15 protein-coding genes are annotated in these 14,721 nt (G+C 39.9%); 9 read left to right on the top strand and 6 right to left on the bottom strand.

Features of this window, described 5'->3' with window-relative positions:
* Window positions 1-69: 69 nt before the first annotated feature.
* A complete protein-coding gene (locus tag HGD76_RS08165) occupies window positions 70-264 on the bottom strand; it encodes a hypothetical protein (protein ID WP_168695475.1) in 195 nt (64 codons plus the stop codon).
* Between the two features lie 382 nt (window positions 265-646).
* Here HGD76_RS08165 and HGD76_RS08160 point away from each other — a divergent pair, with 382 nt between their 5' ends.
* The 8 genes from HGD76_RS08160 (at window position 647) to HGD76_RS08125 (ending at window position 10,094) form a co-directional block, all read left to right on the top strand.
* Entirely contained in the window at window positions 647-2,407 is a 1,761-nt protein-coding gene (locus HGD76_RS08160) for an alpha/beta hydrolase (RefSeq protein WP_168695474.1), read from the top strand.
* 85 nt (window positions 2,408-2,492) lie between these two features.
* Window positions 2,493-3,374 (top strand): tRNA pseudouridine(55) synthase TruB, encoded by an 882-nt coding sequence (gene truB / locus HGD76_RS08155; RefSeq protein ID WP_168695473.1) that lies wholly within the window; start codon window positions 2,493-2,495, stop codon window positions 3,372-3,374.
* A 243-nt stretch (window positions 3,375-3,617) separates the two neighbouring features.
* A complete protein-coding gene (locus tag HGD76_RS08150; RefSeq protein ID WP_233467104.1) occupies window positions 3,618-4,655 on the top strand; it encodes a hypothetical protein in 1,038 nt (345 codons plus the stop codon).
* 25 nt (window positions 4,656-4,680) lie between these two features.
* Window positions 4,681-5,775 (top strand): ICP22 family protein, encoded by a 1,095-nt coding sequence (locus tag HGD76_RS08145; protein WP_168695471.1) that lies wholly within the window; start codon window positions 4,681-4,683, stop codon window positions 5,773-5,775.
* A 132-nt stretch (window positions 5,776-5,907) separates the two neighbouring features.
* On the top strand, window positions 5,908-7,338 hold the full coding sequence (gene lpdA / locus HGD76_RS08140) for a dihydrolipoyl dehydrogenase (RefSeq protein ID WP_015080446.1): 1,431 nt from the start codon (window positions 5,908-5,910) through the stop codon (window positions 7,336-7,338).
* Window positions 7,339-7,471: 133 nt separating this feature from the next.
* Complete coding sequence (gene trpC / locus HGD76_RS08135; RefSeq protein ID WP_148764227.1) at window positions 7,472-8,353, top strand: indole-3-glycerol phosphate synthase TrpC; 882 nt, start codon at window positions 7,472-7,474, stop codon at window positions 8,351-8,353.
* Between the two features lie 173 nt (window positions 8,354-8,526).
* Window positions 8,527-8,772, top strand: coding sequence for a DUF5340 domain-containing protein (locus HGD76_RS08130; protein ID WP_168695470.1), 246 nt, complete (start codon window positions 8,527-8,529; stop codon window positions 8,770-8,772).
* A 170-nt stretch (window positions 8,773-8,942) separates the two neighbouring features.
* On the top strand, window positions 8,943-10,094 hold the full coding sequence (locus HGD76_RS08125; protein WP_168695469.1) for a pyridoxal-phosphate-dependent aminotransferase family protein: 1,152 nt from the start codon (window positions 8,943-8,945) through the stop codon (window positions 10,092-10,094).
* Between the two features lie 53 nt (window positions 10,095-10,147).
* Here the strand turns inward: HGD76_RS08125 and HGD76_RS08120 are convergent, their stop codons facing one another.
* The 5 genes from HGD76_RS08120 to ccmN form a co-directional block, all read right to left on the bottom strand.
* Window positions 10,148-10,375: a DUF2949 domain-containing protein gene (locus HGD76_RS08120; RefSeq protein WP_015080442.1), complete on the bottom strand. Its 228-nt coding sequence runs from the start codon at window positions 10,373-10,375 to the stop codon at window positions 10,148-10,150.
* A gap of 563 nt (window positions 10,376-10,938) precedes the next feature.
* On the bottom strand, window positions 10,939-11,466 hold the full coding sequence (locus HGD76_RS08115; protein WP_168695468.1) for a DUF192 domain-containing protein: 528 nt from the start codon (window positions 11,464-11,466) through the stop codon (window positions 10,939-10,941).
* A 384-nt stretch (window positions 11,467-11,850) separates the two neighbouring features.
* A complete protein-coding gene (gene nblR / locus HGD76_RS08110) occupies window positions 11,851-12,564 on the bottom strand; it encodes a response regulator transcription factor NblR (protein ID WP_168695467.1) in 714 nt (237 codons plus the stop codon).
* A 235-nt stretch (window positions 12,565-12,799) separates the two neighbouring features.
* Window positions 12,800-13,588 (bottom strand): beta-carboxysome assembly protein CcmO, encoded by a 789-nt coding sequence (ccmO, locus tag HGD76_RS08105; RefSeq protein ID WP_148764231.1) that lies wholly within the window; start codon window positions 13,586-13,588, stop codon window positions 12,800-12,802.
* A 100-nt stretch (window positions 13,589-13,688) separates the two neighbouring features.
* On the bottom strand, window positions 13,689-14,489 hold the full coding sequence (ccmN, locus tag HGD76_RS08100; protein WP_168695466.1) for a beta-carboxysome scaffolding protein CcmN: 801 nt from the start codon (window positions 14,487-14,489) through the stop codon (window positions 13,689-13,691).
* Between ccmN and HGD76_RS08095 the strand changes: the two genes are divergently transcribed.
* Complete coding sequence (locus HGD76_RS08095; protein ID WP_168695465.1) at window positions 14,488-14,706, top strand: hypothetical protein; 219 nt, start codon at window positions 14,488-14,490, stop codon at window positions 14,704-14,706. The two genes, ccmN and HGD76_RS08095, sit on opposite strands and share 2 nt — an antisense overlap.
* The last annotated feature ends 15 nt before the right edge of the window (window positions 14,707-14,721 follow it).

The raw sequence follows: 14,721 nt of genomic DNA, 5'->3' as shown, positions 1-14,721 counted from the left end.
TAATCAGTTAGGTACATGATAACCCAAATTGGCGTTTTTAATATTGCGGTTAGTCAACAGTCAGAAGATTTACATGAAATTATGTAAATTAAAATTGCCATGCAGACAATTTGCATAATCAAAACTACTAGAAGCCTTACCACAGATATCTTTATTCATTTTCAAGTTTTGATTTTTAATTGCTGAGGTATCTAAAATTAATATTACCCGGACTCCTAGCCAATAGCCAGAAGTAATTAAGTATTCCTGGTAATTGAATATCATGTCAAAATGATTTGTCTAATTTAGTCATTATCAATGATATTTCAAAGTTCGGATTAGTGGTATTTAATTATGAGTACATTTTAAATTGTTATCAGTTTGACATCTATGGCATTCAAGAAATCTAATTAATAAAATTAATTAGCATTATTTAGATTTTATTAATCAGAAAGAACACATAATAAATACTGATGTAGATAATTTCTGTATTTATTATGATCTGACAAAAAGTCCTAGTAATTAATTAGCAGCAACCTCATTTAAACCAGTCTTGAATTTGTTTGCGTAGCTTGTCATAGGCATTATTTTAAATTGGTTAACAGGGTGTTTAAATAACTACCAAAATTTGAGCCTCGCTCAACAACATCACCACAAAAGTTAAGCGATGAATATGTTTGGTAATTGGGGCAGCACCCTGAAAAGGAATTTCCTATCACTGATTTTATCCATATTGCTGCCAACATTTGGGATAAGTGACTCTGTTATGGCAGCAGAACAAATTCATGCTTCTTATTCAGCACTAGAAATTTCTATCCCCATTAGTGCCTTAGAAAGCTATGCTAAATATGGAATAATTAATCCAGATTTAGCCGGATATTATCAATATATTCCCAAAAACAAACTGCCAGAAGTAAGGAAGATTTTAATGCAGCCGCTGAAAATTAGTCCGGCTGTAGCTGCCCAATTTCTTGACACCCAACAAGGGAAATTTATCTTACAAAGATTAGCAGAATTAATTAAAACTAAATCCCATTATCCAAAATTTGTATCTCAGTCATTACGCACAGCCTTAATTGCCGCTGCGGCTGAACCGGAAGGGTTGAATTTATTAAATTTATTACGTAAATATCCTCAAAATAATATTAAAATTGATATGGTTTCCAGCATGAAAATTGCTGATGAATTGGAGAAAATGATCAGCGAAACTGAAAAAACTATTTCCGCATTAATCCAAACATCAAAATTAGAAGCTGCTAAAATCTCCCAAGCTAATTTGTCACCATTCCCAAAATTGCCAAATCAACCCAATCTTTTAGCAACAAAACAAACAACCAAGTTTTTTGACTCTTCAAGAAATAGACATTTATCCACAGATATATATATTCCTAATACCCAAAATCCTGCCCCTGTAATTGTTATTTCCCATGGCTTAGGTTTGGATAGTAGTAATTTTCGTTATTTAGCAAATCATTTAGTTACAAATGGTTTTGCTGTAATTATTCCCAATCATCCTGGTAGTAATACTCAACAATTACAATCTTTAATTAAGGGTAATAGTAATCAAGTCACGCACCCCAATGAATTTAAAGATAGACCTTTAGATATCAAATATATTTTAGATCAATTAGAGTCAGATTCACAATTTCAGCACCGATTTAACTTACAACAAGTAGGCATATTTGGACAGTCATTAGGAGGTTATACTGCCTTAGCTTTAGCAGGGGCAAAAATTAACTTTCAACAACTAAAGGCAGACTGTGATCACGACAAATTGCGAAATACTTGGAATATGTCTTTACTGTTGCAATGTCAAGCTTTAGAATTGCCCAACCAGTCAGGACAAGAGTACAACTTACAAGATACCAGAATCAGAGCAGCGATCGCTGTTAATCCCATCACCAGTTCTATTTTTGGACAAGCCGGTTTAAGCCAAATTCACACCCCAATCATGATCATTGGTAGTAGTGAAGATACCGTTGCCCCAGCCTTATATGAGCAAATTGTCCCTTTTTCTTGGATTACTCATCCCCAGAAATATTTAGTCATGCTACTTGGTGGTACGCATTTTTCCACCATTGGGAATAGCAATCCTGACAGTACACAAATGGCATTACCAACAGATATGATCGGTGATGCTTCTCAAGCTCATGATTATATCAATGCTTTGAGTTTACCTTTCTTCCAAACCTATATAGCCGAAAAACTAGAATATCTTTCCTATCTTAACGCCGCCTATGCTGAAAGTATTTCTAGTCAGTCTCTCGGTTTAAATCTTGTCCAGTCTCTTGATCATCTCAAAATAGCACCAACTTTAGGTGAGCATTTCCCAGAAACCAACCCCGTTAAAAAAAGACTTTCTCATACCATCGTCCATTTTGGATTTTGGCTGCTGGGTATCGGTATTTCCCTATTGCATTTGATTTAAATCCCCGACTTCTTCAGGAAGTCTGGGATCTCCTATTTCCTATTTGTGTGAAAATACAAAGATCTCAACTCTAAAATCTAAAATTGTGCAAGGCTTTCTCAATTTAAACAAACCATTTGACTGGACTTCTCATGACTGCGTAGCCAAAGTCCGCAAACTACTGAACATGAAACGAGTCGGACACGCAGGAACTTTAGACCCTAAAGCTACCGGAGTATTACCAATAGCCTTGGGTAAAGCCACCAGATTATTACAATATTTACCAGGAGAAAAGGCTTATCAAGCCACTGTTCGGCTGGGGATACAAACTACTACAGATGATTTAGAAGGGGAAATTATTACCTCTGTACCCTGTCCAGGATTGGATTTGGAGAATATCAAAACCGTCCTTTCCCAGTTTATCGGTAAAATTGAGCAAATCCCCCCCAGCTACAGCGCCATTCAAGTTGATGGCCAACGCTTATATGATTTAGCGCGGAAAGGGGAAAAAGTTGAAGTTCCCGTGCGAACAGTCGAAATTTCCCAAATTCAGGTGTTAGATTGGCGAGATGGAGATTTTCCAGAATTAGATCTAGCCATATCCTGTGGTTCGGGAACATATATTCGTGCGATCGCCCGTGATTTAGGTACAATATTAAACACAGGTGGCACTCTATCTGCCCTAATCCGCACAGAAAGCAGCAGTTTTCAGCTTCAAACCAGTCTCAGCTTCACAGATTTAGCCACCGAAATCGAAAACGGCAGATTTCAACCCATATCCCCAGACGCACCATTACAACACCTAAAATCCCTAAATTTACCAACAGAATCAGCCAAAAGATGGTGTCAAGGTCAAAAAATTTCCCTCAATCTTGATATTCCCGACTTTGTGCGAGTTTATGAAACCCAAACCAATTTTTTAGGAATTGGGAAATTAACCAATGATTTATTAGTTCCCCAAATGGTGTTTTATGAATATCCAAATTAAAAATTAAACAATTATAAATTAAATAAAGAACTGCTGTAAGGAGTTGTCAATTCAATTAACCTGGAAGGGTTTTTGGCATTCTCCTTATAAGTTCATAATTCTCCTGATAAATTCACAACAAATTCACAAAAATAGCACAATTCATCCTGTACATGACTCTTTTTCGGGAATTACTCTAATATACATTCGGGTGCATATAACCGTTGTGAGGAGTAAATTTTGAGAAAAGTAAAACTTTTATGTATGTTATTACGCCCAAACTGGCTAAATTTCATAGGTACAACTTTGTTAGGCTATATATGGGCTACCACCACTCTTTCAGTTGCCCCTGCTTATGCAACAGATGAGATAGCGTCTAAAACCCATAGCAGTAAGGAATTAATAACTAATCAAGCCGCCTTAAAGACTAACTTACCGGATCTGCAAGAGGTGTTAGCGAAAATAGAATCAAGGCAGAAGGTTAAATCTCTGTTTGAGCAAAAAGAAGTAGGGATCATTGCTCAAACAGAGACTCCAGTCCCTGTCAATAACAGTCAAATTGATGCTGATAAATTACGCCAAGATTTATTAGTTGATCCCCTTGTCAAAGTAATTCCAGCCAAGCGAACCTACTCTCCTTCACTTACCTTTGCTACGCCAAGCGCCTTTGGAGCTACCTGGGGTGACGTTTTCATAGGGGCATCCGCAGCAACCGCTGGTAAAGCTAGAACTCAACCAGACGGGAGTATTAGTATGGGTTTTGGGTTAGGAGATGCCCGGAAACTAATCGGTCTAGAACTTGGCTATAACATTGGCAGTATCAAGAGTTTTGGTGCAAATGGAACTTTTGACCTCAAAGCCAACCGCATTATCTATGCTAAAAACAACACTCAAATAGCCGCGGCTGCTGGCTGGAGAACTTTTGCATCGCACGTTGGTGGTGGAGAAACAGTGAGACCTTCCGGTGTCTATGGTGTGGTCACAAGTTACTCCCTATTAAAGCCTAAGGATACTGTTAATAAAATGCCCATCTCCTTTTCCGTAGGAGCCGGTGGTGGTGATTTCCGCACAGGTGATGCAAGTACAGGTGTATTTGCTGGAGTTGGGGTACAAGTTCATCCCCAAATAGGTGTGGGTATGGGCTGGAGTGGAGTTGGTTTAAATGTTGGGGCTTCTTTCGTACCTATATCTACTATTCCCTTGACCATTAATGCCGTCGGCGCGGATCTTACTGATACTAGCCAAGGCGGCACAGTCTTTGTTCTAAGTGTAGGCTATGGATTCAATTTCTTACCTAAATAAACACTTCAATTTTGAGAAAATCACCATGTTAAAAATCAGAACTTTTATTCTTGCCCTCAGTCTCACTCCCCTATTGGCGCTCAATTGGCAGACCTCTAGCCCAGCCCAAACTTCGCCCAGTCTGGGTACAGCCGGGAGTATGAGTGGCGCTCCTGGACCAGTTAATACGAGTCCTAGTGTGGGGACTGCTGGTGGCATGAGTGGCGGTGGCAACACTAGCACCAGTGGTAATACTATTTCCAACCCCGATCCCAGTGTCGGAACTGCTGGTGGTCAGAGTGGCGGTGGAACTACTGGCTCTAATGGTAATACTAATTCTAATCCCAGTGTCGGCAATGCTGGCGGTCAGAGTGGCGCTGATCAAGAGACAGCCAACAATGGTAATCCCGATGAGAATACCAGTGCCAGTGGCGGGAATGCTGGCGGTCAGAGTGGCGCTGATCAAGAGACAGCCAACAATGGTAATCCCGAAGAAAATACCAGTGCCAGTGGCGGGAATGCTGGTGGTCAGAGTGGCGCTGGTGAAGAGACAGCTAACAATGGTAATCCCGACGAGAATACCAGTGCTAGTGGCGGGAATGCTGGTGGTCAGAGTGGCGCTGGTAACGAGACAGCTAACAATGCCGACAATGGTGGCAATAATAATGAAGGAAATGATCAGAATCCTTCAGGTTCTGGAGAAACTCTTATACCTAGAGCATCTTCTATTCGCATCATCCGCACACCAGCCGGAAGGACAATGAGGATTAGAATAAAAAGCACTCAGAGAGAACTAAATGCGGCTGCTCTTAACCTATTAAATAGCAACAATTCTGGAGTTTTAGTAGCCCTCTTGCAAGGCGGATCAATTGGACAGACCGCATCTGATAACTTGACAAATTTCCTAAGTAATGCAGGTGTTAATGCAGACTTAGGAAATAATTTGAGAGTCATCCTCAGTAGGATTGTACCCAATCAGGGAAATGCGGATGTAGATATTAACCAGTTGAATAATGGTATTAATACTTACAACCAGATTATTCAACAAAGTAGTCCGGTGACTTTGCAAGCGCTTTCACAAAGCCAAGATTTTGTGGCAATTGGTAAAGCGCTAAAAGAATTGAGAGCAGCGGTCAACTAATCTCAAACCCAATCACACATTAACAAAAAATAACGGGGAGACACAAGAGCTTCTCCGTTATTTTTTGTTAATTTGAGAAAGTTACATAAAAAAGTTAAGTTGATAATAGGCGAAGATAACGGGGAAATAAAAGTGAGTCCTGGATTTGATTACGATTTAGTGATTATCGGCGCTGGTGTGGGTGGTCATGGTGCTGCTTTACACGCTATCAGTTGCGGTCAGAAAACAGCAATTATTGAAGCTGGAGATATGGGAGGAACTTGTGTAAACAGGGGTTGTATTCCTTCTAAGGCATTACTCGCGGCTTCAGGAAAGGTGAGGGAATTACGTAATGCCCATCATCTCAAGTCTTTGGGAATACAGATTGGCAATGTCGAGTTTGAACGGCAAGCGATCGCTGATCATGCTAACAATCTCGTATCCAAAATTCAAGGGGACTTAACCAACAGTCTCAAACGCTTGGGAGTTGAGATTATCCGAGGTTGGGGCAAGGTATCTGGGACACAAAAAGTTACCATCGTCACAGATAAAGGTGAGAAAACCATCACCGCCCAAAATATCATCCTTTCCCCTGGTTCTGTCCCCTTTGTTCCCCCTGGAATTGAAGTAGACGGCAAAACTGTATTTACCAGTGACCAAGGCGTTAAATTAGAAACTCTACCCAAGTGGGTGGCGATTATTGGTAGCGGTTATATCGGCTTAGAATTTTCTGATGTTTACTCGGCTTTAGGTTGTGAAATTACCTTAATTGAAGCCCTCAGTGAGTTAATGCCAGGATTTGATCGGGATATTGCTAAACTGGCAGAACGGGTTTTAATTAACCCCCGCGATATTGAAACCAAAGTCGGTATTTACGCCAAAAAAGTCATTCCTGGTTCACCAGTAGTCATTGAGTTGGCTGACTTTGAAACTAAAGAAGATTTAGAAGTTCTCGAAGTTGACGCTTGTTTAGTCGCTACCGGTCGGGTTCCCGCTACTCAAAATCTTGGTCTAGAATCCGTTGGCGTTGAACTTGACCGCCGCAATTTTATTCCTGTCAATGATAATATGGCGGTATTGGCCAATGGGGAAGTTATCCCCCATCTCTGGGCTATTGGTGATGCTACCGGCAAAATGATGTTAGCTCATACTGCATCTGCCCAAGGGATCATTGCTGTAGAAAATATCTTGGGTCGTCAGAAAACAGTTGACTATCGCAGCATTCCTGCGGCTGCTTTTACCCATCCAGAAGTTAGTTATGTGGGCTTAACAGAAACCGCCGCCCATGCTTTAGGATTAACTCAAGGTTTTGAAGTCGCCACCAGTAAGAGTTACTTTAAAGGTAATTCCAAGGCTTTGGCGGAAAATGATACTGATGGAATGACGAAGGTAATTTATCGCAAAGATACTGGCGAGGTCTTAGGTGTACATATCTTTGGTCCCCACGCCTCGGATTTAATTCACGAAGCCGCAGCCGCTATTGCTAATCGTCAATCTATCCAAACTCTTGCTTACCTGGTTCACGCTCATCCAACGCTTTCAGAAGTTTTAGATGAAGCTTATAAACGGGCATTAGTAAGTTAATAGAAGAATTAAGGAGTTACAGGTGATAGGTAATAGGTAATGGGGAAGAGAAAAATGTTCTTTCTTCTTCATTCTTCTTTCCGAACTCCTGACTCCTGACTCATGACTCATGACTCCTGACTCCTTAAAAAATATGCAAATCCGTCGTCGTTCACCTAGCCCAGTTATTAATATTTCTATACTTCAGTATCAATCCGCTATAGAAGGGGCTGCACCAAATAATATTCTAGAAGAAATTGTCTGGCAGAAAGAAACAGAAGTTGAGAAAATGCGAGAAAGGCTACCTTTGCGGGAATTGCAAACACAAGCCCTATCAGCACCACCAACTCGTGATTTTGTTAATGCCTTGCGTCAAGGTAAAACTAATCCGGCTTTGATTGCTGAAGTCAAAAAAGCTTCTCCCAGTAAAGGGGTATTTAGGGAGGATTTTGACCCAGTAGCGATCGCTCAATCTTATCAAAAAGGTGGAGCTAGTTGTCTTTCTGTGCTGACAGATGTTAAATTTTTCCAAGGTAGTTTTGAAAATCTATCCTTAGTCCGTTCAGCGGTAGATTTACCTTTACTGTGCAAGGATTTTATTATCTATCCTTACCAAATGTATTGGGCGCGAATTCATGGAGCAGATGCAGTTTTATTAATAGCAGCAATTCTTAATGATCAAGATTTGCAATACTTTATCAAAATTGCTAATAACTTGAAAATGGCAGCTTTAATAGAAGTGCATAATTTAGCAGAATTAGATCGGGTGTTAGCCTTAGATGATGTTTCTTTAGTCGGGATTAATAATCGCAACTTGGAGGATTTTTCTGTTGATTTACAAACAACTTGTCAATTACTCACAGATAGAGGTGGACAATTACAAGCAAAAAACATTCTTGTGGTCAGCGAATCAGGATTGCATCACCCAGAGGATTTAAGTGTAGTTAAAAAAGCAGGTGCATCCGCTGTACTGATTGGTGAATCCTTGGTAAAACAACCAGATCCTCAATTAGCAATAGCCAATCTCTTTGCTTAATTACAGCCTTAAATGCCATATAAAACAAGGGTTTACATCCTCATTTTTCCTCTAGCCTGTAACTGAATAACTGCAATTATTTATTTCTTGTGTAACAATTAATTTGGAGTTAACTAAAGTTTAACTAAATTAAAAATTAAACATCCCTAAGTTTCAACTTCATAATAAATTACATGAAGCCAATTCCTTTACCTTCTCCTATCCATTACGAACTTATACTTCAACTTTTAGAAAGACAAACAATGACTTCTCTGGGTCAAAACCAAGACCTCCGCAATCAAGTTAATCAACTGATTATTACCATGCGAAAAGCTGCATCCCAACAAAAGCGACTAGAAGAAAGTTTTCAATCTTCTTCTCTGAGCATTGATCACCGTTGGTCTATTAATCATTTTGGTGATAAAGTGGATTGCTCCTGATGAATGTCTATTTCCACCTGAACAAAAACCCAGCCCTGCAACAGCGGGGTTAATTAACAGTTTTTAACTGGCATTCCTACGAAAAATTTAGTAGGTTTTTTTTGTGTTTTTATCCCCTGTAGCGGTTAATTTGGATTGTATTGAAATTTTCAACTAGGACACAAACAAACATGGACGATAAATTGATGCTGATGATTCCTGGTCCTACCCCAGTTCCAGAACCTGCTTTACTAGCATTAGCTAAACACCCCATTGGTCACCGCAGCGGTGAATTTAGTAGCATGATGGCAGAGGTGACGGAAAACCTCAAATGGCTACATCAAACCGCCAGTGATGTATTGATGTTAAACGTCAGTGGGACTGGGGCTGTAGAAGCAGGAATGATTAATTTTCTTTCTCCAGGCGATCGCATTTTAGTCGCTTCTAATGGTAAATTCGGGGAACGTTGGGTAGAAGTTGGTCAAGCTTTTGGCTTAAATGTGGAAACAGTTACCGCAGAATGGGGACAACCCTTAGACCCAGCCCAATTTGCAACTAAACTCCAAGCTGATACCAACAAAGAAATCAAAGCTGTCATTATCACCCACAGCGAAACCTCAACAGGTGTCATTAATGACCTAGAAGCTATTAACCGCCACGTTAAAGAACATGGAGAGGCTTTAATTATTGTGGATGCTGTCACCAGTTTAGGGGCTTACAATGTCCCTGTAGACGCTTGGGGTTTGGATGTAGTCGCTTCTGGTTCACAAAAAGGTTACATGATTCCCCCAGGTTTAGGATTTGTCTCTGTCAGTCCTAAAGCTTGGGAGGCTTATAAAACCGCAAAATTGCCTAAGTATTATTTAGATTTAGGTAAATATCGGAAAGCCACTGCTAAAAATACCACTCCCTTTACTCCTCCCGTCAACTTAATGGTGGCACTACATACCACCTTGGGAATGATGAAAAAGGAAGGATTAGAATCCATTTTTACCCGTCATGAACGCCAAAAAAATGCTACTCGTGCGGCTATGAAGGCGTTGAATTTATCTTTGTTTGCTGCTGATGAATGTGCCAGTCCTGCCATTACCGCTGTAGCCACACCAGGCATCGAAACAGATAAAATTCGCTCTTTGATGAAAAAACGGTTTGATATTGCTTTAGCAGGTGGACAAGACCATTTGAGTAATAAAATTTTCCGCATAGGTCATCTGGGTTTTGTGTGCGATAGAGATATTCTTAGCTGTATCGCTTCCCTAGAAGTTGTCCTCCCACAAGTTGGTCATGAAAACTTCACCCCCGGTGCTGGTATAGCAGCAGCAGCAAAAGTTTTTGCCTCATAGTTATTAGGTTGATAATTGATAATTGATAATTGTCAATTGTCAATTGTCAACTGTTACGCAGTCTCTAACCAATCATAAATTTGTTCTAACTGTTCTAGAGTAATTAAGCCATATTGCCAAAGAGTCATGGTTAAAGAACCAGGATCTTGATCACGGTTACGTAATGCTACAGCTAGGGAAGCGGCGGAAATTGCCAAATCTTCTTGGAGAAAATTAATTAGCCGAGAATATCTTGATGGTGTCATTTGTATCTTACCTCCTTGGGTAGAATTGATGATCATAGATTGCTTATCTAATTTTGTGGGTATTGTATAACCAGTATTTTATTTGTCACATTGCTGTAAGTAAATAAAAGTTAAAGGTCGTATAAAAAAATTCTAAATAACCTTTTTTGTAAAGTATTAACCTACATGAATGTACTACTAAACCAAGGTACTTACAATCACGGGGGAAATCCCTAATACAGTGACTTATGTGTTCCATCAGGATAATATTTAGGTAATACTTTAACCATGATGTTAATGGTCACACTAACATCATTCAAGTTTTTTTGTTCTGGTTTAAGTAAAAAAGATTTTATAGCTTATATTCCTCTATTGACGACTATTTACACTTGCGTCAAAAGAGAGATTTTTGCTACTCAACCCTGAGTTGTGATTTTAACTGGAAAAAACTAAAATCCGATGTTATTCAAGTTACTGCTAAATATTAACCTCTTTACTACTATTTGTGCCAGGTTAGGTAATATTTTTTTTGACAAAACAATTCTGTATTCGATAAAAATTCAGAATAAAGACTTCTGGTATATCCAACCGGGATCATTGTCAGAAAATATTGATCCTGTTTACTGAGAAATATCAGAAGTTAGGAAATCAATTTTGACCTGATCTCCTTTATCTAAACCTAGTTCTGCGGCTCGTCCTGACCTCAGTTCAATTACTTGATCTATCAGTACATTAGGACCATAGGTGGGACAAGGTTCTATGCCACAAGGAGGAGCAGATGCCTGGATGTACTGAACTACACCTTTTCGTATAAATACCATATCTAAGGCAACAGGTACATTTTTCATCCAGAATTGTACTGGTTGTGGGTTCGCAAAAGAAAATAGCATTCCTCGGTTATCTGGTAAAGCTAGTCTATACATCAAACCCATCTGTTGCTGTTCTTGTGTTCGTGCTACTTCTAACTGAATTTTTATATTTTTAGGAAGTATAGCTTCAGCAGAAATTGGCAGATTTTGTCCAGTATTTACTGGTGTTTGGGTTGATGATTCCGGTGTTACGACTGGAGATTGAGCCGTGGTAGGTGATGAACAGCCCATCAGTAATATACTAAGTAATATTGAACATAAACTAAGCCAAGAAACCATAAGTTGTCTAGGGAATAGGGAACAGGGAATAGGGAAAAAGTGATGATTTTACTAATCACCTCTTACAAAAAAAGGGAATAGGGAACAGGGAACAGGGAACAGGGAACAGGGAACAGATAAGAAACTAAAGTTTCAGAGTTTAAAGCTCAGTCAAAAAAGGATGTTTTTACAAGATGCGTAGCACAAAAAAAACAGTGTCATTATTTCAATCTCATGTTTTTAAACATGAGTTTTTCTGTTCCCTGTTGCCCGTTCCCTGTTCCCTCTGACCAAATCACTAATTAAATTATTTATGCAATTTAGATTCTGACTATCTTACTTAATTTTTGCAAAATTGCCTACAAATTTAGATTTTATTTGTGATTATTTCTCGTTTTATAGATTTTACGAATCTCTGAGTACGTAACCTACACCGCGTATAGTTTGAATTAAGCGTTTTTGACCTTCTTCTTCAATTTTGAGCCGGAGGTAACGAATATATACTTCAATGACATTGGACTCACCCGTAAAGTCGTAACCCCAAACATTTTCTAAAATCTGTTCACGAGTTAATACTTCACGGGGATGTTCCATTAAGAACTTTAAGAGTTCAAATTCCTTCATGGTTAAGTCAATGGCCTTACTCTTGTAAAAAGCCCGACGGGTTTCTATATCTAAAATCAGATCCCCAAAGCGTAATTGCTCTGCGGTATCAATATCAGGTTTGAGATACAGACGAATCAGCCTTAACAAATCTTCCGAACGGTAAGGTTTGAGGATGTAATCATCAGCACCAGCGTCTAAACAAGCTATCCGATCATCTACTGTGTCTCTGGCCATCAGAACCAGTATAGGAGAACGATTGCCGATATTTCTGAGATTTTTACACAAAGACAGTCCTGATTCACCGACAAGCATTCGGTCTACAACAATTAAAGCAGGTTGGCGATGACTTTGATTCCTGGAAGCATCACTACAGTATTTTAATCCATTGGCTGCATCATGGGTCACAATGGCATCATAGCCAGCTTCTTGCAAATCAAAAGCTAATTGATTAGCCAAGGTTTCATCTGGTTCAATCACCAAAACAAAAACAGCGGGATTGTGGGTAGCTATCATAGCAGTTGGAGATTGGTAATTGGTAATTGCTAATATGAGTTATGAGTAAATACGGAAAATCAATCTACTGAGGTAATTAAAATATGGGCGCTCGTTTAAGGGTATTTTTAACTCGTGAGCAAGATAAAACCCTGTTGAACCTAAGAACAAGGGATTTACCACAAAAAGTCAAAGATCGAGCAGAGGTAATTAGGTTAAAGTCACATGATTGGTATCTAGAAAAAATAGCTGCTCATTATTCATCATTCCAAATTTCTTCCTTAACTCTCACAGGCAGTTTTGCCAAATCAGGCAACTCTATCGCTTCCACATCCGTTATTTTATCTTTAATATTAATGGGTATATTAACTGGTTGACGTTCTTCCAGCCAGCAACTAGCCACAGGCAAAGTTTCCTCCAACTCATCTAATGGCCGAGGAATCACCATAACTGCATTTAACTCACCAATGCGTTCCGCTTCAAACATACCCGCTTCCACAGCTACAGCCACATTAGCCACTGAACCGCGAATGATTGCCGTACACAAACCAGCACCAATCTTCTCGTATGATGCTAATTGCACATCAGCAGCTTTAAGCATAGCATCACAAGCGCCAACCATAGCGGGAAATCCGCGAGTTTCCACCAACCCAATGGCTTGATTACTCAAACGGCTGTATCCACCACCATCTCCCATAAATCGAGTCAGACGGTTAATAGGTAGAATTATATCTAAATTAGGATAAGGACGCGCAATCACCAAACTAGAAACCAACTGGCCAAACTGTTCAGCCGTTTGTACACCAGCTTCCACAGCCAAGCGGACATCAGCAATGCCACCTCGGACAATTGCTGTACAATGACCACTACCAATTTTTTCATAACCAACCAAGTGGACTCCAGCCGACTTTAACATCATGTCAGCCGTGCCAACTATAGCGGGGAAACTGAGGGTTGATACCATACCCAAAGCAGTATCTTTGAGGCTATCACGGCGACTTGCTGCGTGAATGGTACTCAAAGCGTTTTGATTATATGTTTCCATTTAAATTTTCCAGGATAAGGTTCATATAGCGTCTTCAATCATAGAAGAATGAAAACTAGCATTTCAATATGGACTTAAGTTCACACTTCATACTTAACACTTAACCTGAAGAATTGTTAGAGTTTTCGTTGCCCAAAGATTGTCTATGGGGAAATAATGTACTCAGCAGCCTATTTATGCTACCTTGTCCATAAATTTGCGTGCCAAAAATATTGTGAGTTTCCAGATCAGACTCGCTGGGTTCTATGTCCTCAGTGGTAGTTTCTGTAGACTCTGGGAGCGTAGTTTCAACCGACGTAGCATCACCCACCACAGCCGTTTCTGACTCTGGTGGAGACTGGCTTTTCGGTGTAGGTGAAGGTGGAGATACAGGCGTAGATTGGTGTTTAAACTCCAGAAAAGCCGCAACCGATAGTTGAGTTGAGGAAAATACTTTTTCCTGTTTCTCTGGTTGAGAATGAGGAGATTCAAGTTTTTCGGCGGATTCCTCTGGTTTGTCTGGGGGAGGATTGGTGGGTTCTAGTTGTACCGCTGAAGGTTCAACAATCTGCCGACTATTATCTCCCAAAATTGAACCAGAGGGAATAACTTGACCTGGTGCTACGGAACAGTTAAAAACCGTTGTCGCTGCACCAATACAAGCATTAGCCCCAATTTTGCCTTCACCAACCATCAAGAAACCGGCTCCCAGGTTTGCTCCTGCTTCTATTTCTAGAATACCCTCACTTACTTGGAGAATTGACCCCATACCCAGGCATACACCAGCACCAATCACAATTTTACTATTAGTAGCTGCTTGCAAAACTACCCCAGGAGCTATGACTGCACTGGGATGAATAATCACGTTACCATGAATATGAGCATCAAATCTATCGCCCAGGCGTAGCAGCGATACAGACATGGAATTTATTACCTCGGAAGCCGGAAGTGGTCAGTTGTCAGTAGGGGCGAAGCATTTAGAAGATAAATTATCGATCATTGCCAAAAATAGTTCTCCAAATGCTTCGCCCGTACAGTTGTCAGTAGGGGCGAAGCATTTGGAAGATAAATTATCGGTCATTGCCAAAAATAGTTCTCCAAATGCTTCGCCCGTACAGTTGTCAGTTGTCAGTGGTTAGAAAGAAGAAGGAAAA

Origin of the sequence: Dolichospermum flos-aquae CCAP 1403/13F, from assembly GCF_012516395.1 — a bacterium.
GTDB lineage: Bacteria > Cyanobacteriota > Cyanobacteriia > Cyanobacteriales > Nostocaceae > Dolichospermum > Dolichospermum lemmermannii.
Note: the sequence above shows the minus strand (reverse complement) of the source record. Positions and strands in the feature narration are given on the sequence as shown.